At 36.5% G+C, this 22726-nt stretch carries 24 protein-coding genes and 1 pseudogene; 23 read left to right on the top strand and 2 right to left on the bottom strand.

Annotation, left to right across the window (positions count from 1 at the left end; all coding sequences use genetic code 11):
• Positions 1 to 37: 37 nt before the first annotated feature.
• Both AEQU1_RS10405 and AEQU1_RS16440 read right to left on the bottom strand, forming a co-directional pair.
• On the bottom strand, positions 38 to 619 hold the full coding sequence (locus AEQU1_RS10405) for an AraC family transcriptional regulator (RefSeq protein ID WP_111880934.1): 582 nt from the start codon (positions 617 to 619) through the stop codon (positions 38 to 40).
• A gap of 157 nt (positions 620 to 776) precedes the next feature.
• The gene (locus AEQU1_RS16440; RefSeq protein ID WP_111880933.1) at positions 777 to 1199 is read right to left on the bottom strand and encodes an HYC_CC_PP family protein; all 423 of its coding nucleotides are present in this window, start codon (positions 1197 to 1199) and stop codon (positions 777 to 779) included.
• Between the two features lie 270 nt (positions 1200 to 1469).
• On the opposite strand from AEQU1_RS16440, the gene AEQU1_RS10400 reads away from it, so the two are divergent.
• The 23 genes and pseudogenes from AEQU1_RS10400 (at position 1470) to AEQU1_RS10290 (ending at position 22621) form a co-directional block, all read left to right on the top strand.
• The gene (locus tag AEQU1_RS10400; RefSeq protein ID WP_111880931.1) at positions 1470 to 1886 is read left to right on the top strand and encodes an HYC_CC_PP family protein; all 417 of its coding nucleotides are present in this window, start codon (positions 1470 to 1472) and stop codon (positions 1884 to 1886) included.
• Between the two features lie 135 nt (positions 1887 to 2021).
• On the top strand, positions 2022 to 5762 hold the full coding sequence (locus AEQU1_RS10395; protein WP_111880929.1) for an efflux RND transporter permease subunit: 3741 nt from the start codon (positions 2022 to 2024) through the stop codon (positions 5760 to 5762).
• The gene (locus tag AEQU1_RS10390) at positions 5759 to 6970 is read left to right on the top strand and encodes a TolC family protein (protein WP_111880928.1); all 1212 of its coding nucleotides are present in this window, start codon (positions 5759 to 5761) and stop codon (positions 6968 to 6970) included. The genes AEQU1_RS10395 and AEQU1_RS10390 overlap by 4 nt, the downstream gene beginning before the upstream one ends.
• A 77-nt stretch (positions 6971 to 7047) precedes the next feature.
• Positions 7048 to 9390 (top strand): multicopper oxidase domain-containing protein, encoded by a 2343-nt coding sequence (locus AEQU1_RS10385; RefSeq protein WP_111880926.1) that lies wholly within the window; start codon positions 7048 to 7050, stop codon positions 9388 to 9390.
• A 17-nt stretch (positions 9391 to 9407) separates the two neighbouring features.
• Positions 9408 to 11063: a multicopper oxidase family protein gene (locus tag AEQU1_RS10380; protein ID WP_111880924.1), complete on the top strand. Its 1656-nt coding sequence runs from the start codon at positions 9408 to 9410 to the stop codon at positions 11061 to 11063.
• A gap of 69 nt (positions 11064 to 11132) precedes the next feature.
• Positions 11133 to 11744: a hypothetical protein gene (locus AEQU1_RS10375; protein WP_258455274.1), complete on the top strand. Its 612-nt coding sequence runs from the start codon at positions 11133 to 11135 to the stop codon at positions 11742 to 11744.
• 118 nt (positions 11745 to 11862) lie between these two features.
• Positions 11863 to 12468: a hypothetical protein gene (locus AEQU1_RS10370; protein WP_181566752.1), complete on the top strand. Its 606-nt coding sequence runs from the start codon at positions 11863 to 11865 to the stop codon at positions 12466 to 12468.
• Between the two features lie 78 nt (positions 12469 to 12546).
• The gene (locus AEQU1_RS10365; RefSeq protein ID WP_111880923.1) at positions 12547 to 12738 is read left to right on the top strand and encodes an SHOCT domain-containing protein; all 192 of its coding nucleotides are present in this window, start codon (positions 12547 to 12549) and stop codon (positions 12736 to 12738) included.
• A 6-nt stretch (positions 12739 to 12744) separates the two neighbouring features.
• Positions 12745 to 13132 (top strand): annotated as a pseudogene (locus AEQU1_RS10360) (DUF302 domain-containing protein).
• A 58-nt stretch (positions 13133 to 13190) separates the two neighbouring features.
• A complete protein-coding gene (locus AEQU1_RS10355) occupies positions 13191 to 13658 on the top strand; it encodes a cytochrome c (RefSeq protein WP_111880921.1) in 468 nt (155 codons plus the stop codon).
• Positions 13659 to 14005: 347 nt separating this feature from the next.
• Positions 14006 to 14206: a hypothetical protein gene (locus tag AEQU1_RS10350; protein WP_111880920.1), complete on the top strand. Its 201-nt coding sequence runs from the start codon at positions 14006 to 14008 to the stop codon at positions 14204 to 14206.
• Positions 14207 to 14452: 246 nt separating this feature from the next.
• Positions 14453 to 15133, top strand: a complete 681-nt coding sequence (locus tag AEQU1_RS10345) for a rhodanese-like domain-containing protein (RefSeq protein ID WP_111880918.1) — start codon at positions 14453 to 14455, stop codon at positions 15131 to 15133.
• Positions 15134 to 15242: 109 nt separating this feature from the next.
• Positions 15243 to 15884, top strand: a complete 642-nt coding sequence (locus tag AEQU1_RS10340) for a hypothetical protein (RefSeq protein ID WP_111881395.1) — start codon at positions 15243 to 15245, stop codon at positions 15882 to 15884.
• A 55-nt stretch (positions 15885 to 15939) separates the two neighbouring features.
• Entirely contained in the window at positions 15940 to 16131 is a 192-nt protein-coding gene (locus AEQU1_RS10335) for an SHOCT domain-containing protein (protein WP_111880916.1), read from the top strand.
• A gap of 6 nt (positions 16132 to 16137) precedes the next feature.
• Positions 16138 to 16524 carry a DUF302 domain-containing protein gene (locus AEQU1_RS10330; protein ID WP_111880915.1) on the top strand — a complete coding sequence of 129 codons (387 nt, stop codon included), beginning with the start codon at positions 16138 to 16140 and terminating at the stop codon, positions 16522 to 16524.
• 50 nt (positions 16525 to 16574) lie between these two features.
• The gene (locus tag AEQU1_RS10325; RefSeq protein ID WP_111880913.1) at positions 16575 to 17228 is read left to right on the top strand and encodes a DUF3347 domain-containing protein; all 654 of its coding nucleotides are present in this window, start codon (positions 16575 to 16577) and stop codon (positions 17226 to 17228) included.
• Entirely contained in the window at positions 17229 to 17681 is a 453-nt protein-coding gene (locus AEQU1_RS10320; protein WP_111880911.1) for a heme-binding domain-containing protein, read from the top strand.
• Between the two features lie 22 nt (positions 17682 to 17703).
• Positions 17704 to 18198, top strand: a complete 495-nt coding sequence (locus AEQU1_RS10315; protein WP_111880910.1) for a DUF3347 domain-containing protein — start codon at positions 17704 to 17706, stop codon at positions 18196 to 18198.
• Positions 18199 to 18753: 555 nt separating this feature from the next.
• Positions 18754 to 19311, top strand: coding sequence for a potassium channel family protein (locus AEQU1_RS10310; RefSeq protein WP_111880908.1), 558 nt, complete (start codon positions 18754 to 18756; stop codon positions 19309 to 19311).
• A 60-nt stretch (positions 19312 to 19371) separates the two neighbouring features.
• Positions 19372 to 20085, top strand: coding sequence for a PepSY domain-containing protein (locus AEQU1_RS10305; protein WP_111880906.1), 714 nt, complete (start codon positions 19372 to 19374; stop codon positions 20083 to 20085).
• 18 nt (positions 20086 to 20103) lie between these two features.
• On the top strand, positions 20104 to 20586 hold the full coding sequence (locus AEQU1_RS10300; protein WP_111880905.1) for a DUF305 domain-containing protein: 483 nt from the start codon (positions 20104 to 20106) through the stop codon (positions 20584 to 20586).
• An 11-nt stretch (positions 20587 to 20597) separates the two neighbouring features.
• The gene (locus AEQU1_RS10295; RefSeq protein WP_111880903.1) at positions 20598 to 22388 is read left to right on the top strand and encodes an efflux RND transporter periplasmic adaptor subunit; all 1791 of its coding nucleotides are present in this window, start codon (positions 20598 to 20600) and stop codon (positions 22386 to 22388) included.
• A 74-nt stretch (positions 22389 to 22462) separates the two neighbouring features.
• Entirely contained in the window at positions 22463 to 22621 is a 159-nt protein-coding gene (locus AEQU1_RS10290; RefSeq protein WP_181566751.1) for a hypothetical protein, read from the top strand.
• Positions 22622 to 22726: the final 105 nt, after the last annotated feature.

Genomic DNA, 22726 nt, shown 5'->3' with positions numbered 1-22726 from the left:
TTTGAATTTTTATTGTCTGCATAACTTTCGTTGTTATCTATATAATTTCATCATAAAAATTCCGTTTCCAATTTTCCGTATTTTTATAATCGGTCATACTCACTCCAATTATTTCTTTAAACTGTCTGGACAAATGGTTGACACTGCTGTAGTCCAATAAGTATCCTATATCTGAAAATGAATGTTGTTTAAGCTGAATGAGCTCTTTGACTTTCTCTATCTTAAGTTTGATAAAGTATTTTTCGATGGTTGTCTTTTCATTGGCAGAAAATAATTTGCTTAATGCCTTGTAATCCTTATGAAGACTTGATGCCAATAGTTCAGATATTTTTACCTTAATGTGTAGTGGTAACTCTTGTAATTGTTCAATTAGAATAATCTTGATTCTTTCTGTGAGCATTTCTTCTTCATTCTGCACGATTTCGAAATCATTAGCGTGTAGTACAATTGTTACTGCATCGAGGATTTCATTGTTGGTTTTTTCTGGTGCTTCTACCAATAGTCTTCCCAACTCCAACGAAAGTACGGTCACTCCAAGTTCCTGTAATTCCTGTTCAATAACTTTAAGGCAACGATTACAGACCATATTTTTAATCCAAAATTCTATTGATTTGCTCATAGTAATGAATGTGTTGTCATTGGGTTTTAAGCCAATGGTTTAATGTCCGGGTTTGTGATGGAGGTTTGTTGAGAATAGGGTACAACAAATGTTAGCCAGAAGTGATACTTTGGCTATAGAGGTGGTACAGATTAAATTTAACCTGCGATGTAGAATTTTAAATTAAGAAGGTCTCGTTGAGAATAATTATATCTAAAGATAGGAGAGGCGGCCTATAGGTCTGAAAAGAAATTACATTTCTATCTAGTCCCTCAAAGAGATTGATATAGGTATAAAAGAAAGTATTGATGAAAACGAGAGTCTCGTTTTCTAATATGGTATTTGATTTTTTGAAGGTATCATCTCCTTGCTTCAACAAAGTCTGATTATCACAGCATTCTTTTTCTTGCATTGAATTGCATTGCTTGGAGGTATTATCTTTTATATTAACAATGCCCTTACAAGATTCTGCTTTACCAAAAAAAGCCATATCCACCAATTCATTACAACAAAAGTGCATATCTACCGAGAAAGAAGAGGTAGAGAACAGTATGAAAACTGCTAAAAAGAAGGATAATATTCTAGTAAATAAAGGTTTCACGTTTTAAAGATATGGTATTTTATTTAATATTCAGCTTTTTTAAATTTCGTATGATTTTTCAATTAATTAATTTTCAATAGTTTGCGGTTAGTTTATAAAATTAGTGTCTGCTAAGATAATTTTAAAGTTTCGACTAGTATATGACCTTCGTCATATACTTTTTCTTGACAAACCTATAGAAGCCTCACGACGGAATACTTATGTCCTTAAATCCGAAAAAAGTGTTAAACGTACGCTGGTATATTTTTTTTATATACATTTGTAGTATTAATGAAAGAGGTTCTCCATAAAATATTATCTTTTAGTATGGCACTTATAGTGCTGCTATCAACTGTGTCTTTTACTGTTGCTAGTCATTATTGTGGCGATATTTTAGTTGATTCTTCTTTATTTGGACACGTTGAGACCTGCGGAATGGAGCAACAACAATCTGAAAATGATTGTAAAAGTAAAGTTCAGGATGATTCATGCTGTTCAGAAACGCAAGCAGTTATTGAAGGTCAAGATGACTTAAAAATATCTTTTAACACATTAAATTTTGAGCAACAAGTCTTTGTTGCAACTTTTTTCCATTCTTATATTAATCTCTTTGATGTTCTGGATACGAACATCGTTCCTTTTAGAGATTATGCAGCTCCCTTTCTCATACGGGATATACAAAAGCTACACGAGACTTATTTAATTTGATTTTAAACAGTTTCCGATAACTATCGGAAAGATTATCCCAATGGTTATCACCATTCTGGGGTCATTTCGTTGTGTTTAATTTTCTGATTGCATCAGAATGTTACACCAAGTATAACTGTTTAAAAATCAATACCAATGCTAAATAAAAGCATAAAATTTCTCATAGAGAATAAACTTGTAGCCGTTTTACTACTTGTTTTATTTGTGGGTTGGGGTGTTATAAATGCCCCGTTTGAATGGAATACTGGCTCGCTTCCACGTAACCCTGTAGCCGTTGATGCCATCCCTGATATAGGCGAAAATCAACAAATTGTATTTACAAAATGGGATGGTCGTTCCCCACAAGATATTGAGGACCAAATTACTTATCCTTTAACCACTTCGCTTCTTGGGATCCCGGGAGTCAAGACCATACGTAGTTCTTCTATGTTTGGCTTTTCTAGTATCTACATCATTTTTGAAGAAGATATTGAATTTTACTGGAGCCGAAGTCGAATACTAGAGAAGTTAAATTCCTTACCAGCTGGACTCCTACCTGAAGGAGTGAATCCAGCATTAGGGCCAGATGCAACTGGTCTGGGGCAAATTTATTGGTACACCCTTGAAGGTCGTGATAAAGACGGAAATGTAACTGGTGGATGGGATTTACAGGAATTGCGAAGTATTCAAGATTTCTACGTGAAATACGCGTTGTCTTCGGCAAGCGGAGTTTCTGAAGTAGCTTCTATTGGTGGCTATGTTTTGGAATACCAAGTAGATGTCAACCCAGAGTTGATGAAACAGTATAAGATTGGTTTAAACGAAGTTGTTAAAGCAGTTAAACAAAGTAATAAAGATGTTGGGGCGCAAACCCTAGAAATAAATCAAGCAGAATATCTTATACGTGGCTTAGGATACGTCAAATCCATTGCTGATCTAGAAAATGCTGTGGTTACCTCAGAAAATTTCACCTCAATACGCTTAAAGGACATTGCAAAAGTTTCTCACGGACCTGCCACTAGGAGGGGACTTTTGGATAAGGAAGGAGCAGAAGTTGTTGGTGGTGTTGTGGTGGCACGTTATGGGGCAAACCCTATGGAAGTCATCAATAACGTAAAAGAAAAAATTAATGAATTAAGTTCAGGTTTACCCTCTAAAACATTGAGTGATGGTAGAACGTCGCAGCTTACAGTTGTACCCTTTTATGACAGAACAGAACTTATTCAAGAAACATTGGGGACACTAAACGAGGCACTATCATTAGAAATCTTAATTACCATTTTCGTAATAGTCATAATGGTATTCAATTTAAGAGCTTCAATATTAATATCTGGTCTCTTGCCAGTAGCGGTATTAATGGTTTTCATTTCGATGAAACTGTTTAATGTAGATGCCAATATTGTTGCACTATCTGGTATTGCAATTGCTATTGGTACTATGGTTGATGTGGGTGTTATTCTCACGGAAAATATACTGCGGCATATTGATGAAAACGATGAGAACGTGCCAATGAACACCGTCGTTTATAATGCGACTGCCGAAGTCTCTGGAGCTATATTGACGGCGGTTATGACCACTATTATAAGTTTCATTCCTGTATTCACAATGATTGGAGCTGAAGGTAAATTGTTTAGGCCATTGGCATTTACCAAAACTTCTGCTTTAACCGCCTCCCTAATTGTGGCCTTATTTTTAATTCCACCGTTTGCAGCTTATTTGTTTAAAAAGCGTAACATAAAGACATCCTTTAGTTATATGTTAAATGGGGCATTGGTCATTCTAGGTATTTTGGCAGTTGTTTTTGGATACCCCCTAGGATTAATATTGGTGGCATTTGGTGTAGTTGGTATCCTCTCGTTAAAGGAAAAGATTACCCCAAAACGTGCCAATATCATTAACATATTTGTGTCTGCCTTTGCTATTATATTTTTATTGGCTGAGTACTGGAGACCATTGGGAGTAGATCGAACCATTTTTATAAATTTTATTTTTGTAGGTCTTATCTGTTTTGGTCTTTTGGGAGTGTTTACACTTTTTAGAAAGTATTATGTGCGAATCTTAAATTGGGCATTGCGGAATAAGCTGTTATTTCTTTCCGTACCTACCGTCATTATAATTTTAGGGGTGTTGATTATGCGCGATACCGGTAAAGAATTTATGCCTTCTCTTAATGAAGGTTCCTTTCTGTTGATGCCCACATCAATGCCACACGCTGGAGTTGAAGAGAATAAACGTGTTTTACAGCAACTGGATATGGCAGTAGCAAGCCTTCCAGAGATTGAAACAGTCGTTGGTAAATCAGGTCGTACAGAATCGGCATTAGATCCAGCACCTTTATCGATGTATGAAAACATAATTCAATACAAATCAGAATACAAACTAAACGACAAAAGAAAAAGACAGCGCTTTAAAGTAAATAAAGATGGATTATTTGTTCTCAAGGATGGAAGTTTGGTTACAAATCCAAATAACGAAATAGAGGATAACAATTCTAATTACGAAGCATCCAAAATTAAAAACCCTTTCTCTGTGACTAATTCACAACTTATTCCAGATGATGATGGGGAATACTTTAGAAACTGGAGGCCAGAAATTAAATCCCCAGATGATATTTGGAAGGAGATTGTTAGGGTTACAAAGCTTCCCGGAGTTACTTCAGCACCTAAGTTACAACCTATTGAAACACGATTAGTGATGTTGCAAACAGGGATGCGAGCACCAATGGGAATTAAGGTAAAAGGGCAGGATTTAAAAGAAATTGAAGCCTTTGGACTGAAGTTGGAAGGATTATTAAAACAAGCAGAAGGTGTCAAGAATGAAGCCGTATTTGCTGATCGTATTGTAGGTAAACCATATCTATTATTGGATATAGATAGAGACCGACTTGCCCGATATGGAATTACCGTAGAACAAGTGCAGCAAGTTATACAGGTGTCCGTGGGAGGGATGGTACTAACACAAACCGTAGAAGGAAGAGAGCGTTATGGTATCCGAGTGCGTTATCCAAGGGAGTTGCGTGCCAATCCAAATGATCTAAATGACATTTATGTTCCTGTGGAAAATGGAAGTCCGGTTCCACTAAGTGAGCTTGTTACTATTAGATATGAGCAAGGGCCGCAAGTAATAAAGAGTGAGGACACTTTCCTAGTTGGATACGTTCTTTTTGATAAAATTGATGGGTTTGCTGAAGTGGATGTGGTGGAAAATGCACAAGCACTTATTCAAGGGAAAATCGATTCAGGAGAATTGATTGTGCCTAAAGGTATCAACTATCAGTTCACGGGAACGTATGAAAACCAATTACGAGCAGAGAAAACCTTATCAGTTGTTGTGCCTTTAGCGTTGGCGATTATCTTTTTGATTTTGTATTTCCAATTCCGCTCTGTAGCAACCTCCTTAATGGTTTTTACGGGCATTGCCGTAGCATTTGCAGGTGGTTTTATAATGATTTGGTTCTATGGACAGGGTTGGTTTTTAAACTTTAATTTCTTTGGAGAAAATTTGCGAGACCTCTTTCAAATGCACACTATAAATTTAAGTGTTGCCGTTTGGGTTGGTTTTATTGCTTTGTTCGGTATTGCAACAGATGATGGGGTTGTAATGGCAACTTACCTGACCCAAACCTTTGATAGAAATACACCCGAAACAAAACAGGAAATAAGAGCCGCTGTAGTTGAAGCTGGAGAAAAACGTATTCGTCCTTGTTTGATGACCACCGCAACAACCATATTGGCACTATTGCCGGTTTTAACATCCACTGGGCGTGGAAGCGATATTATGATTCCTATGGCAATTCCAAGTTTTGGAGGTATGCTAATAGCATTGATTACCTTATTTGTGGTTCCGGTATTGTATAGTTGGAGAGCCGAAGTTAAACTTAAAAACACAGCAAAATGAAACGTATAATAATTTTAATCTGTGTGTTGTTTGTTTCAACTTTCGCAAAAGCACAAGATTTAGAAAACCTTATTCAGGAAGCAATATCCAATAGTCCAGAGATTCAAAAGTTTGATCTTCAGTATAAGATTGCTTCTGAAAAAGTAAACGAAGTTAACACTTTACCAAATACCGAATTTAATTTTGGTGTTATGGCCATCGCTCCTGAGATGGATATGCCTATGGAACGTTTTAAAGTTTCCGTAATGCAAATGTTACCGTGGTTTGGGACTATTTCCGCAAGGGAAGATTATGCGTCGTCAATGGCAGACGCTCAATTTGTGGAAGTAACTATTGCTAAACGAAAGCTCGCGCTTTCCGTTTCACAATTCTATTATCTCCTCTATGATATCAGGGCCAAACAGGAAGTGCTTGATGAAAACATAACACTCTTGGAGACCTATGAACGCCTTGCGCTCACTTCTTTAGAAGTGGGTAAGGCTTCGGCAGTGGATGTGTTGCGATTACAGATTAGACAGAACGAGCTAAAACAGGAAAAAGATGTTTTAATTCAACAAAACAAGGGCATACAGGCAGCTTTGAACAGTTTAATGAACCGCCAATATGATAAAGATGTCTCAGTGGTTTCCGCTCTGGAGATTCCAGAAAACGACAATTTTTATAGCTACGAGAGCTTGGCTGTAAACCCAGAGTTGCTTAAATATGATAAACTTTATGAGTCTGTTGAGCAGTCAGAGTTGTTAAACCAAAAGGAAAGTGGTCCGATGATAGGTTTTGGAGTGGAGTATATCAATCAAGAAAATAGTCCAATGATTACCAGTTCTTACAAAGATATGATAATGCCAATGGTGTCGGTGTCAATACCAATTTTCAATAATAAATATAAATCACAAACCAAACAGAATGAACTGCGCAAACAGGAAATACAATCCCAAAAAGATGAACGCCTGAATGTGCTTAGAGCGGATTTGTCTAAAGCCATATCGCAACGTAACCAGTCCCGAATCAAGTTCAACACACAAGAGAATAACCTGAAACAAGCTGAAGACGCCGAAGAAATCCTCATCAAAAATTATGAAACTGGAACTATCGATTTTAATGATGTTCTGGATATTCAGGAACTGCAATTGAAGTTTCAAATGGGACAGATAGAGACCATAAAACTTTATTATGTTCAATCTGCTCTTATTAACTACTTGACCAACTAATTATGAGTGTTGTATAGTAAATAAAACATCAGAACAACGTAAATTTATAATCAATAAACTTGATAAAAATTTTAAAAATGAAAAATATCCAATTAGTTATAATTCTTATCGCAATCACTGGTCAGACTCTCTTTGCGCAGTCGGTAGAAGGCAATGTTGATAATTTACCGGTTCACGAATATACATTGACTCTTAAGGAAGAAATGGTAAACAAAACTGGAAAGGAAGTTATGGGAATGACCGTAAACGGAACGGTCCCCGGGCCAACACTTGAATTTACTGAAGGCGAATATGCGGTCATTTACGTGAAAAACGAAATGAGCGTTGAAACTTCGGTGCATTGGCACGGATTACTATTGCCCAACTTTTTTGATGGAGTGCCCTATTTAACAACGCCACCCATAAAAGCCGGCACCACCTTTAAATATGAATTTCCTATAAGACAAAATGGAACGTACTGGTATCATTCGCACACCATGTTTCAGGAACAAAGTGGTGTTTTTGGGTCTCTTTTAATCAATCCAAAAGAAAAAACATTGGACTATGATAAAGATTTGGTGTTGATGCTTTCTGATTGGACCAACGAAAATCCTAAAAACGTTATGCGTAATCTTAAACGTGGGAATGAATGGTATCAAATGAAAAAGGGTACTTCCACACCCTTGAATCAAGTTGTTGCCCGAGGAGCATTTGGGGCACAGCTCGATTTTTGGCGGCAACGGATGGAAGGCGCGGACATTGCCGATGTCTATTATCCCGCATTTTTGATTAATGGAGAAGAATCAGTGGAATACCCGGAATTTGAATCAGGCGAAAAAGTACGGTTGCGGATTATAAACGGTTCGGCATCTTCCCAATTTTGGATGACCTTCGGTGGCGAAACCCCAATGTTGGTTTCATCCGACGGAAAGGACGTTGTTCCCGTTGCCCACAATAAAACGTTTATCGGCACCGCAGAAACCTACGACTTTATAGTAACCATTCCACAAAACGGAAAGATTGAGTTCCGGGCAATGGCGCAGGATGGTTCGGGAACTACCACAGCATATATTGGAAAGGGCAAAACCCTTCCGGCGGAAGTCATTCCGAAACCCGATAAAATCAAGATGATGCAGCAAATGGCAAAAATGGATATGAAGATGGGTGCACACGCCTTAAAATTCCAACCTAAAAAAGATGAGCGTTATGAGATGAAGGAAGAATACGGAATGAAGATGGATATGGATAATGGTAAAATGGACCACTCACAAATGGAACTGCCTGCCGGCAAGGCAGGAATGAAGAAGGATTCATCTACAAATATGGATGGTATGATTATGAAGAAAGATGATATGCAAATGGATGGAATGGACCCGCCTGCCGCCCGCCTGAATGACTCCGTCGGGCAGGGACGGGCAGGTATGTTTTCAGAATATAATTACGATTATCTCAAAGCACCAGAAAAAACTTCCTATGATCAAAATCTTCCTGTAAAGGAAATACTGCTGAACCTTACAGGAAATATGAACCGTTATATATGGAGTATGAACGGTGTTCCGTTGAGCGAGACCGATAAGATAAAGATAAATGGCAACGGAATAACCAGAATTACTTATAACAACCTAACGATGATGCACCATCCTATGCACTTGCACGGCCATTTCTTTAGGGTCATCAACAAAAACGGCGAGTATTCTCCCTTAAAACATACGGTAAACGTACCTCCAATGCAGGAAGTTACCATAGAGTTTAGTGGCAACAATGGTGATGAATACGGCGATTGGTTTTTACATTGCCACATCCTCTACCATATGAATGCGGGAATGGACAGGATCATAAGTTACGACACACCACGCGATCCGAGAATGGAAAAACATCCTGTTTCAAAATTAATTAATGAAACGGATCCATTCTACGCTTGGTCATTGGTAGATGCTGCTTCACACAAGACATCATTTGATTTTGTTGCTTCCAATATTCGTAATCAATTTAATGTTTCGGCAGAATATGGCTGGAACCAAAACCTGGAATCTGAAGTGACCTACGAACGTTACCTTCATGATTATTTAAGGGTTTTTGGTGGTGTGAATATTGAAAATGATGTGAGAGATAGTATGGACGAGATAACAACGACTGCCATTGCGGGGATACGATTTTTAACCCCTTATCTATTTGATCTCGATGTGCGAATCGATAATAAATTAAGACCACAGATTAGTTTGAGCCGTGAGATTCTCATATTTCCACGAACGGCGATCTTCGGAAAGTATGAATATCAAGCAGATTTTGGATGGGTGGATGATCTTCCCGCAGGAGATAATTTCTCCAAGGAAATTACTTGGAGTGCCGGTGTAGAATATTTTTTATCGCGCAACTTTTCATTGATGGCAAGCTATGATAACCGTTTTGGTGCAGGTGGAGGACTATCCGTGAGATTTTAATTAAAAAGGATTTGAAGATGAAAGACAAAAAACAATATACCAGAAGAAATTTTGTAGGGACTGTAGGTCTTGCAACAAGCGGTCTATACTTTATGCCATTAATTAGCTCCTGTAGATCCGATACGGCTTCCGCTCATCCCAATGTTGGAAACGCTGTCAATAACGATTTCAATCCCGACATCGATATACAGTTAAAGGCGGTGCAGTCAAGTACTAAAATTCTATCCGACAAAAATACGGATACCTATTCATACAAGGGTTCTTTAATAAAAGGGGGTAAACAAACCTTACAACATTTAGTAGGAAGTGCTCTCGGCCCCATAATACGGGTAAATAAAGGAGACAGAGTACGGATACGGTTTGAAAATGAAATTCCCGCCAAATCCATAATTCACTGGCACGGGCTGCACGTTTCGCACGAGAATGACGGTCATCCGGAACACGTAATAGACAAAGGGGAAACTTATATCTATGAGTTTGAAGTTATGAACAGGGCGGGCACCTATTGGTTTCATCCGCATCCTCACGGTCATACTGGAGAACAGGTTTATAAAGGGCTGGCAGGTTTGTTCATCGTTACGGATGAAGAGGAGAAAGCCTTGAACCTGCCAACTGGGGATTTTGATATTCCTGTTGTTATTCAGGACAGAACTTTTGATGAAAATCACCAATTGGTCTATTTGCCAAATGGAAGAATGGATCAAATGCGCGGCTTTTTGGGTAATCGGATACTTATTAATGGAAAAATAGACAAAGGTCTTTCTTTAAATAAAGATGGAAAATATCGTTTACGACTGCTCAATGGTTCTAACTCCCGCGCTTACAAATTGGCATGGAATACAGGAGAATCCATTACCGTTATTGGTGTAGATGGTGGGCTCTTGGCGAGTCATAAAACATTACCTTATTTATTGTTGGGTCCCGCTCAACGGGTTGACGTTTGGCTCGATTTATCTAAAAAATCCGAAAATGAGGAGTTAAAGTTAGTCCACCTACCCATACCATTAGACACTATGATGGGTAGTGGGATGATGGGTGGTGGAATGATGGGAAACCAAAGTGATAATTCGCTGCCTTACAACAGTCAATTTGATGTTCTCAAAATCAATGTAGGAACTTCAAAAAAGAATGATGCCAGCCTGCCAGATGAATTATCAGCTTTTACAACTTTGAACCTAGCCGATGCAACGAACAGGACTTTCCCAAGAACATTCAATTTTGGAATGGAGGGAATGATGAAATGGACAATAAACGGAAGAACCTACAACGGTATGGAAGTAGCGGATGATGAAATCGTAAAGCTAAATACAACTGAGATTTGGCGAATTAACAATGGAGGGAACATTTCTATTGAAGGTCAAAATGATGGAGGTGGTATGATGGGAAACAATCGTGGTATGGGGAATATGATGCAGATGCCACATCCTGTGCACATTCATCAATTGCAGTTCAATATTATAAACAGAAATATTGAAAATGTTGACCAAAACCTATGGAATGCCGTTAAAGACGGGTTCATAGACGAAGGATGGCAGGATAGCGTGTACCTACTACCTGGAATGTACATGGATCTCGTAATGCGTTTTGAGGATTTCAAAGGATTGTTCCTATATCATTGCCATAATTTAGAACACGAAGATATGGGAATGATGAGGAACTTTAAAATTGAATGAAATAAATCAATTCCCAAAAAATAAAAAATCAGTTTAAAATAAATGTTTAATTATCTAAAAATGAAGAATATGAAAACAATTGTAAAAACCTTAATGATTATCGGAGCAATAGCCACGTTGGTTAGCTGTAAATCAACATTTAATGCCACTGAAACAATGGAAACTCAAGCCAATCGAAATGCGGTGTACCAGGAAATAATTGCGAACCCAAGCCAACTTAGTGAATTTATCGCCTTGGCACAACAAGATGAAGGGGCACAAAAGATAATGATGCAGCAACATATGGAAAAGATGGAATCCGGAAACATGAAAATGATGATGGACAAAAACCCCGAAATGAAGGGAAAAATGCAAGCCCATATGCAGATGATGATGGAAAAAAATCCAGAAATGATGCAAATGATGCAATCCAAAATGCAGATGATGATGGAGAAAAACCCTGAAATGATGCAAAAGATGCAATCCAAAATGCTCGGTAAAATGATGGAGAATGAAGAGAGCCGTAAAATGCTGATGGATGAAATCCAAAACAACAAAATGATGAAAAACGAGATGAAAGCAAAGATGGTGCAAATGATGTATGAAAACCCTGAAATGATGGAAGAAATGATGCAGAAAATGATGGAGAAAAATCCTGAAATGATGAAGAAGATGAAAGGGAAAATGAAAAATAAAGAATAATAGACTCAACTCCTGCCCTAAGGATTTGGGCAGGCTACAAATGAAACGGAACATTGATTCAAAAAACGAATAAACAACAATTTTATATAAAAGAGTATTAATCTAAATTCAAAATAAAATGAAAACAATTGTAAAAACCTTAATGATTATCGGAGCAGTAGGCACATTGGTTAGCTGTAAATCAACATTTAATGCCACTGAAACAATGGAAACTCAAGCCAATCGAAATGCTGTGTACCAGGAAATAATTGCGAACCCAAGCCAACTTAGTGAATTTATCGGCCTGGCGCAACAAAATGCAGGGGCTCAAAAGATAATGATGCAGCAACATATGGAAAAGATGGAATCCGGAAACATGAAAATGATGATGGACAAAAACCCCGAAATGAAGGGAAAAATGCAAGCCCATATGCAGATGATGATGGAAAAAAATCCAGAAATGATGCAAATGATGCAATCCAAAATGCAGATGATGATGGATAAAAACCCTGAAATGATGCAAAAGATGCAATCCAAAATGCTCGGTAAAATGATGGAGAATGAAGAGAGCCGGAAAATGCTGATGGATGAAATCCAAAACAACAAAATGATGAAAAACGAGATGAAAGCAAAGATGGTGCAAATGATGTATGAAAACCCTGAAATGATGGAAGAAATGATGCAGAAAATGATGGAGAAAAATCCTGAAATGATGAAGAAGATGAAAGGGAAAATGAAAAAATAAAGGATCATAAATTCCTGCCCTAAGGATTGGGATATTTACAAATAAAAACAATTAGTTAATTACTAAAACGATACAATTATGATGATGTGGTCGTGGATACTGATACCAGTTGTGCTTGTATTGGTCGTATTTCTGTATAATGGAAGAAATAGACAAAATACAGGGAAAAGAGAAAATCCTATGGATACTCTGGACAACCGATTCGCCAAGGGCGAAATATCCAAAGAAGAATATGAAGAACAAAAACGAACGTTGAACACTAAAAATTAAAAAATTATGAACTATTATTTTAATAAAAATGTAAAAGGCACTTTTGAAGAAGTAATCGATAAAGTTACAAAAGGATTGAAAAGATGAAGGTTTTGGTAAACTCACAGAAATTGATGTAACCGCAACCTTAAAGAAAAAATTGGATGTGAACTTTAAAAAGTATAGGATCCTTGGAGCTTGTAATCCGCCATATGCGCATAAAGCCTTGCAGGCAGAAGATAAAATTGGAACGATGTTGCCCTGCAATGTCATAGTACAGGAAATTGAAGATGGAGTTATTGAGGTAGCCGCGGTAAACCCAATGGCATCAATGCAGGCTGTAGAAAATGAAAAATTGAACGATGTTGCCAATGAAATAACTTCAATGCTAGAAAATGTAATTAAAAAATTATAAATCCTTTTAAAGAATAGATAAACAACAAATTATAATCATAAACTTAAATCAAGACAAAATGAAAAGGGTAAAATTAACAATAACAATTATGGTAATGGTTTTTGTAAGCCTAACAGCAATGTCTTGTAAAGACAGTAAAAAAGAGCAAAGCAATGCTCAAAACAAACAGTTAACGGAATCTGATGAACTTTTACCAATCATGTATCGACTGATGGCAGACATGAAACAGATAAACGAAGGTGTTTTTATAGAGAATTATCCTATGATTGACAGTGCGGCTTACCGTATAAGCCACCATTTGGAAATCAATCCCGGACAGATGCAAATTATCAAAAAGAACTTGGGAGAAGATATACAGGAGTTTGTACGAATTGATATGGTGGTACATGATCGTGCCGCAGCTATCAGTAAGGCCGCACAACAAAATAAAATGTCGGAAATATTGAGTCAATATGATATCCTCCAACAAAGCTGTGTTAATTGCCACAACCAGTTTCGGTCCCGACTTAGAAATAAGCTCCAATAAATTACGCATGACAAACCAATCAAGTAAATGCCGTTTCGCATTTGGAATTTAAGTGATTTTAGAGTTAGTCGTTATCTGGTCTATGGCGGACAGATTTTTTCGGTTTACTTGTTTGAACAATTAAAAAAAACTTCCCCGGCATTTGAGCTAAGGTAAACCGTTATAGCCAATGGCATTGCAGGCTGTAGAAAATAAAAAATTGGACGATGTTGCCAATGAAACCACTTCAATGCTAGAAAATGTAATCGAAAAATTATAAGGCTTTTTAAAAATGGATAAACAACAAATTATAATCATAAACTAGAATCAAAACAAATTAAATAAATAGTAATCTAAAATTAAATATTATGAAAACACTAGTAATTATTTTATCCGCAATTGGGCTTTTAAGCTTAAACAGTTGCAAACAAGATACAGGTGTACACACAATGATGCACAATAACGGAGATTACTATTACTGGGGAATGCATATGGGCTGGTGGATTGCCATACCTCTAATTTTAATAGTACTGATGGTAATATTTTTCAATTACAAAAAGAGAAAATGACCAATAGATTTTGACATTGAAAAAGACATTCCATGGATAGAATGGCCTGAAAAATCAAGTTATAGCTGAAAACTTGAAATTATGCCGTAACAAAAGAATTTGACATAAAAACACCCATTAAAGAAAATAGGCAGTATTAATTTTATTAATGGATAATTCTTGAAAGCCAAAATGCACGATTCATCGAAATACTAGAGATATAAAATTTAAAATATTTTTAACACTAATTAATTAAAGAAAACTTTTATGAAAATTTTAATAGCAGCAACAAAAACCTGTCCTCATAGACCTTCGCTTGAGAAATTGTTTCAAGAAGCTTGGTTGCCCTACAAAGTAAATTATTTTGAGGATCATCCCGAGATATTTGAAAAATATCAATTAAAACACTCACCGTTATTGATTGTAGATGAGAAAGTAGCCTCTGTTGGTATGCCCGAAATAGCTATAATAAATGATCTAAGGGCAAAAATTAGGGATATATCAGAGATTAGAACCCCCAAAAGAGATAGGAACCATATGATTCCCAAAAATATAGGAACAGAACCTGACTTAGTGGAAGTTGATACAACATGGGGCAGTATTCAATCGATAAAGGCAGCACAATCCGTGCATACGGTTGGTGAATTAGAAGTATATCAGCACCACATGAAGGGTTTGCCCATTATCGATGCGCGAAAACCTGATACCTCTGATGGCGTAACTATTCCGGGCTCAAAAAATATTCCCTATGACGAGTTGGTAGGAAGAATGGATGAATTGGACGAGAGCAACCCCAGTATATTTTTTTGTAATGGCCCACAATGCCCTCAATCATCAACAGCTATAAAGAACCTTTTGGATGCAGGTTATCCAGCTAATAGGATTTTATATTACAGGGGAGGAATGCATGACTGGATCACGTTAGGTCTTCCACTACAAAAAATCTGAAAGTAGCAATGCCTAATTTTCATGAGCCAATGAATTTAAGAACCTTTGAAAATTGGTTGAAACAGGGTAAGAATAAAAAATGTATATAAATAATTTAAAATTAATAAAAATGAAAAATACAAGAACAACAACAGTAAAAATTTTAATGGTAATCGGATTAGTGGGAACAATGATCAGCTGTAAATCAACATTTAATGCCACTGAAACAATGGAAACTCAAGCCAATCGAAATGCTGTGTACCAGGAAATAATTGCGAACCCAAGCCAACTTAGTGAATTTATCGCCTTGGCACAACAAGATGAAGGGGCACAAAAGATAATAATGCAGCAACATATGGAAAAGATGGAATCCGGAAACATGAAAATGATGATGGACAAAAACCCCGAAATGAAGGGAAAAATGCAAGCCCATATGCAGATGATGATGGAAAAAAATCCAGAAATGATGCAAATGATGCAATCCAAAATGCAGATGATGATGGAGAAAAACCCTGAAATGATGCAAAAGATGCAATCCAAAATGCTCGGTAAAATGATGGAGAATGAAGAGAGCCGGAAAATGCTGATGGATGAAATCCAAAACAACAAAATGATGAAAAACGAGATGAAAGCAAAGATGGTGCAAATGATGAATGAAAATCCTGAAATGATGGAAGAAATGATGCAGAAAATGATGGATAAAAATCCTGAAATGATGAAGAAGATGAAGGGGAAAATTAAAAAAATAAAGGATAATAAATTCCTGCCCTAAAGATTGGGATATTTACAAATAAAAACAATTAGTTAATTACTAAAACTATACAATTATGATGATGTGGTCGTGGATACTGATACCGGTTGTGCTTGTATTGGTCGTATTTCTGTACAATGGAAGAAATAGACAAAATACCGAGAAAAGAGAGAATCCTATGGATATTCTGGACGACCGGTTCGCCAAGGGCGAAATATCCAAAGAAGAGTATGAAGAACAAAAACGAACGTTGAACACTAAAAATTAAAAAACAATGAAATATTATTTTAATAAAACAATCAAAGGCACTTTTGAAGAGGTCATTGATAAAGTCACACAAGAATTGAAAGAAGAAGGTTTTGGGATACTTACAGAAATTGATGTAACCGCAACTTTGAAGAAAAAACTGGATATAGACTTTAAAAAGTATAGAATACTTGGAGCGTGTAATCCGCCATATGCGCATAAAGCCTTGCAGGCAGAAGATAAAATTGGAACGATGTTGCCTTGCAATGTTATAGTACAGGAAATTGAAGCAGGTGTCATAGAAGTTGCAGCTGTAAACCCAATGGCATCAATGCAGGCCGTAGAGAATGAAAAATTGGATGAGGTTGCCAATGAGATAACTGCAATGCTTGAAAATGTAATTGAAAAATTATAAAACACATTTCACAAATTAATAATAATAAACACAAACTTAAATTAAACAAAATGAGCAAATTAAAATCAACAATAGGTATAGTTGCGGTTGCATTTATAACCTTAACGGCGGTGTCTTGTAAAGACAGCAAAAAGGAACAAAATAACGTAGATGGAAGCTTCTCTGAAATGAGTGACGATGAAAATCATTCAAACCTGCCTGCCGGCGAGGCAGGAATGAATCACGATAATAGTGATGGTCATCATGATGTCGATAGAAAAGAAATGGCAATGAGTGGCGATGGCGATTCGGAATTGATATTGAAAGATTACTTCAATCTTAAAGATGCCTTGGTTGCAGATGATAATGCTAAAGCCAAAGAACTTGGGGCAACTCTTGTGACGAGTTTAGGAAATCTTGATATTTCATCAAATTTTTCGGATACTCAAAAGACCGATTTAAAAGATATTATTGAAGATGCTTTAGAACACTCAGAACATATTTCTAAAAACGACATTGGACACCAGCGAGAACATTTTAAAATATTGAGCAAGGATGTAACCGATATGGTTGCTATTACAGGAACTGAAAACACTCTGTACCAACTTTTTTGCCCAATGTACGATGGGGGTAGTGCTTGGTTGAGTAAGAGCAAGGAAATTAAGAATCCTTATTATGGAAGTAAAATGTTGGATTGTGGCGAGGTACAAAAGGAGATTAACTAAATGAGGATTGTTAAGATCATAGTATTAGTATTACTGGTAGCTTTTGTGGGAATTCAATTTATTCCTACAACACGTAACCAAAGTGATAGTGTACCGTCAACCGATTTTATGCTGGTCAATGATGTTCCAGAAACTATTCAAAAAAAATTACAAGTATCCTGCTATGATTGCCACAGTAATAATACTCAATACCCTTGGTATAATAAGATTCAACCAGCTGCTTGGTTTTTGGAGGATCATATAAAAGAAGGGAAGGACGAATTGAATTTTAATGAATGGGATTCCTTATCCAGTCGAAGAAAAGCAAGTAAGTTACGGTCTATTGTCAAGCAGATTGAAAGTGGCGAAATGCCTTTGGATTCTTACACTTTGATTCATACGGATGCGAAGTTTTCAGAAGCTGAAGCAGAAGAAATGATCAATTTTATTACACAATTAAAAGACAATTTATAAACAATAATTAAATATAATAAAAATGAAAAATCTAAAAATGAGTATAGCAGCAATGCTATTGTTAGTAGTTTCTTTTACCAATGCACAAAGTAGTGATGTAAAAGCAGAAGCTATATTAAGTGATTACTTCAGTTTAAAAGATGCCCTGATAGGAGATGATACCAAAAAGTCAGCCCAAGAAGGGTCAAAATTGGTAGCTTCTCTTAAAGCTTTTGACGCCAGTAGTTATTCAAAAGAAAATCAAGAAGAATTGGCAGATATTATAGAAGATGCTACCGAGCACGCCGAGCATATTTCGGAAAGTGCCATAGACCATCAACGCGAACATTTTAAAACCTTAAGTAAGGATATAGCAGATTTGGTTTCTATTACGGGAACAAAAAGTACGCTTTACGAACAGTTTTGCCCAATGTATGATAAGGGTAGTGCGTGGTTGAGTACAAGTAAAGAAGTGAAAAACCCATATTACGGAAGCAAAATGCTTAAATGTGGAAAAGTTCAAAAAACTATTCAATAGATAATTCCTTGTAAAAAAAATCTTCTCGATGTTCTGGTTATTAGTTAACAGAAGGTTGTAAGATGATAAGGGTCTCTGAATAGTTATTAAGTCCTGTCGTGGGAAGAAAAACAAGTTTAATAGGTAGTGAAATCCTTCCCGTGTCAGGCACAATGAAATTTGAAAAAGAAAAGTTAATTTGGTTAAGAGCAGTCTGAATAAGGGAGAGAGATTAAGTCCCTAAAACATAGCGTCTCTCTTCCTATGTTGGGCAATTAAAAATTTATGATGAAGAGAAGTTTAGTGAAGAGTACTTGATTTTAAGGGGTAAACATTTTAGTTGATTGATTAATAGTAGTTTGCCTCTTATTTTCAAGTATTATTGATAGGATTTAGTACATAAAAAAAGAAAACAGAATTTAGAACAATGAAAGAATGCTGCAAAAACGGTTACCAAAACACAACAGAAAAGTCTGTTGTCTGAAATTGGTTCAATTATATAGTATATATGATACTAATCTTAATGGTTGGTCGTGCATTGGCGCTTCAATTATTTAGTTAAGAGCATAATTTAAAATGGATAAAGAAAACAAAAAAGAAAAACCTGAAAGCACAGGCTTTTACAAGCAACTGTTTAAAAAGGTATTGCTTACTGCAAGTGTAGTGATTGCGCTATCCTTAAGCTACATACTATGGGCAGATGTAGATTCAGATGGCCTATTTCTATCTTTTTTAATTGTTGGTTTAGCTTTGGTCAAAACCGTTTTTATCGTCAGGCTCACTTTTATACAATTAAGTAAAATAATAGGCGAAAGTCATCAGCTTACACACGTTCTTACTTTATTTAGTGTATTAATTATCCTGATTATACTTTCGTTTTCAGCAGATTATCACGCACTATATATTTTGAGTTCAGAAAATTTTAAATCCACAATTTTACTCAATAGTTCATTTTCAATACAGTTTTTTGAGTTTCTATATTTCAGCTTAATCACTTTTTCATCAGTTGGCTTTGGAGATATAGTGCCATTAACAGTCGCAGGTAAACTTTTGGTAATGATGGAAGTTTTCTTGAGCTTTTTAGTCTTGGTGTTTGGTATTGCAAATATTAATAGAATACACGTCGAGAAATAAATCTTAAAAACTAATATAATGAAAACGCATTCTTTCTTAAGAAATAATAAATAGCAGCTAATGGTAGGTAGGAAAACAGCGCTTAAAATTAGAAAAACACATCGGTATTTAGGCCTTTTCATTGGCATTCAATTCTTGATGTGGACTATAAGCGGTATGTACTTTAGTTGGACGGACATAGATGAAATACACGGCGACCAATTTAAGAAAGAACAACCTAAACAGGCATCGTTCATAAATTTGTTGGGTACGAATAAACTAAAAAAAGAGCAACCCATTCAAACTTTGGAATTACTGGAAATAGCTGGTAAACCTTATTATTGGATTAATGAGACCACGCTTTTCAATGCGAGTACTGGAGATATTAAAAATGGTATTACTAGAGATGAAGCAAAACAAGTGGGCACTACATATATGTTATCAGACCTCAAAATGTCAGGTATTGAACTTATTGATGAAGTTGGAGACCATCACGAATACCGTGGTCGTCCACTTCCAGCTTATGAGATTTCGTATGAGACACCACAAAATTTAAAGGCCTATGTGGTTGTTGAAAATGGTGCTTTTCAAACTGTAAGACACAGAGATTGGAGATGGTTCGATTTCCTGTGGATGACCCACACTATGGATTATCAAGGACGGGATAACTTTAATACCATAGTACTTCGAGCGTTTTCATTATTGGGTTTGATTACGGTATTAAGTGGTTTTTTACTTTGGTATACATCATCGCCTACAATTAGAAAAATAATAAAAAAGAAAAAAAATAAGTAACTCTAAACTCAACATAAAATGGAAAATTCACATCAAAATTCAAAGAAAAACAATTACACAAAATTTGTAGGGATGCTCGCAGCGTCGTTCGTGGCAATGTACATTACAATGTACCTTAACTCTTATCAATTAGATCACGTTTATTTTAGCCTAACACGATTTTATATGAGCTGCTTGGGTATCGCTGCGATGGCCATTATAATGTTTGTGGCTATGCGTAACATGTACCAAAACAAAAAGAAGAATATAGCAATTGTTTTGTGTAGTATTATTCTTTTTGCTGGTGCGTTAGGTCTTGTGAGAGCCCAAGCCCCAATTATTGGCGATGTACTGTGGATGAAGGCTATGATTCCGCATCACTCTATCGCCATTTTGACCAGTAAGCGAGCTGATATTAAAGATCCAGAAGTTAAGAAATTAGCTGATGATATAATTAAAGCGCAAGAAAAGGAAATTGCAGAAATGAAAACAATGATAAAACGATTAGAGAATAATAAATAAAAATATAAACGATGAAAAAGAATATCATTTACATAGGTATTGCCGTAATAATTGGTCTGTTAGGAGGTTTTCTGCTATTCAGCGATGTGACTACAAATAACGTCAAAGACAACCACGATCATTCAGAAGAAATTGCATCTAACCAAATGTGGACTTGTTCAATGCATCCGCAAATTATGCAACCAGAACCGGGGGATTGTCCTATTTGTGGAATGGACTTGATTCCAGCCGAAACTGGTGCCGATGGTCTCAATGCTAACGAAATAAAAATGACAGATAATGCAATGGCTCTGGCCAATATCCAAACTTCGGTTGTAGGACAAGGACAAATGGGCAATAATACCTTAAAATTGTCTGGTAAGATAAAAGCTAATGAAGAGTCCAATGCTGTACAGGTCACGTATTTTGGTGGAAGGATAGAAAAACTATATGTTAATTCCACTGGAGAGCGTGTTGGCGCAGGTCAACGATTGGCAACTATCTATTCGCCAGAATTGGTTGCAGCACAGCAAGAACTACTTACCGCTTCATCCTTAAAAGAATCGCAACCAGAATTATACAAGGCAGTAAGAAATAAGCTAAAACTTTGGAAGCTTTCAGAAAAGCAAATTAACGCAATAGAATCTGCTGGAAAGGTGCAAGAAAACTTTCCAGTATATGCAACAGTATCGGGAACTGTAACTGATAAAATGGTAGAGGAGGGGGATTATCTAAAACAAGGACAGCCCCTGTACAAAATTGCCAATCTCAATACTGTATGGGCAGAATTTGACGCCTACGAAAATCAAATCGCTTCCTTAAAAAAAGGACAAACCATCAAAGTGACGACCAATGCTTATCGCAATGAAGTTTTCGATGCAAAAGTTTCATTTGTTGACCCCTTATTAAATTCAGCAACTCGAACTATCATTGTTCGGGCGGTTCTGGATAATAAGAATGACCTCTTTAAACCGGGAATGTTTGTAGAAGGTATTATCGAAGGCACCCAAACGAAAACCGAGAATACAGTTTCTGTACCGGCAACGGCTGTTATGTGGACTGGTGAACGCTCTGTAGTATATGTAAAAACAAATCCTAACGAGGCTATTTTTGAAATGAGGGAAGTTCTATTGGGCAACGCTAATGGAGACTCCTATGTTATACTTGGAGGTCTGGAAAATGGTGATGTAGTAGTAACTAACGGAACCTTTACAGTGGATGCCGCCGCACAGTTGCAGGGCAAAAAATCAATGATGAACAAAGAAGGAGGAAAATCAACGACAGGTCACGAAGGTCATTTGGGAATGCAGGAAGATAGCTCGGGAGAAAATGCTGGTAAAACAGATCATTCAGAAATGAAAGAAAGGATAGATGTTTCCAACAAATTTAAGATCCAGTTAAAGCAGGTTTTTGATAGCTATATCCTTTTAAAAAATGCTTTGGTAAATGATGATGCCGAAACTGCACAACAAGCAGGAAAGCAAATAAGCGAATCGTTGAAAAAAGTAGATATGAAGTTGTTATCTGACGAAGAAGCCCATAATCATTGGATGACTATACAGAAGGAATTAAAGAACTCTGCTAATGCCATTGGGAACAGTTCGGATATTGCAACGCAAAGAGGTCATTTCAACCATCTTTCTGCCCATATGATAAGTAGTGTGCAGCTTTTTGGGATTAACCAAAAGGTGTACCTCGACTTTTGCCCTATGGTGAATGATAACAAAGGAGCATACTGGTTAAGTTTAGAAACTGAAATTCGCAACCCTTATTATGGAGAAGCAATGCTAACCTGTGGGGAAGTAAAGGCAACCTTGCAATAAAATACATTATGGATTAATCGAGTAAGCTTATTTAAGCCATAAAGTACTCTTGGTTTTATAAAGCAGGAACGAGGATGAGTAAAGGCAGAAGAAATAGAAGGAAAAAGCATCAACCAAAAAGTGATATTTCAAAAAAGGATAAAATTATAGCTTTAGTTGTAATTGTTATGGTTTTTGTGGCTGCTGTTATAGCAGCTGTTTCTTATTCACTATTGAAATCGGGATTAATATGATGTTTCTATCATATTGGGTTTGGTTGTAATTCTGCCGTTCGTTGTTCATTTTTATAAAAAAGCAAAACGGCAGAGTGTTCAGCCTTTTACAGCGTATTGGCAAAA

The organism is Aequorivita sp. CIP111184 (genome assembly GCF_900489465.1).
Lineage (GTDB): Bacteria > Bacteroidota > Bacteroidia > Flavobacteriales > Flavobacteriaceae > Aequorivita.
The sequence above is the reverse complement of the archived record's forward strand: the minus strand, read 5'-3'. Positions and strand labels throughout refer to the sequence as shown.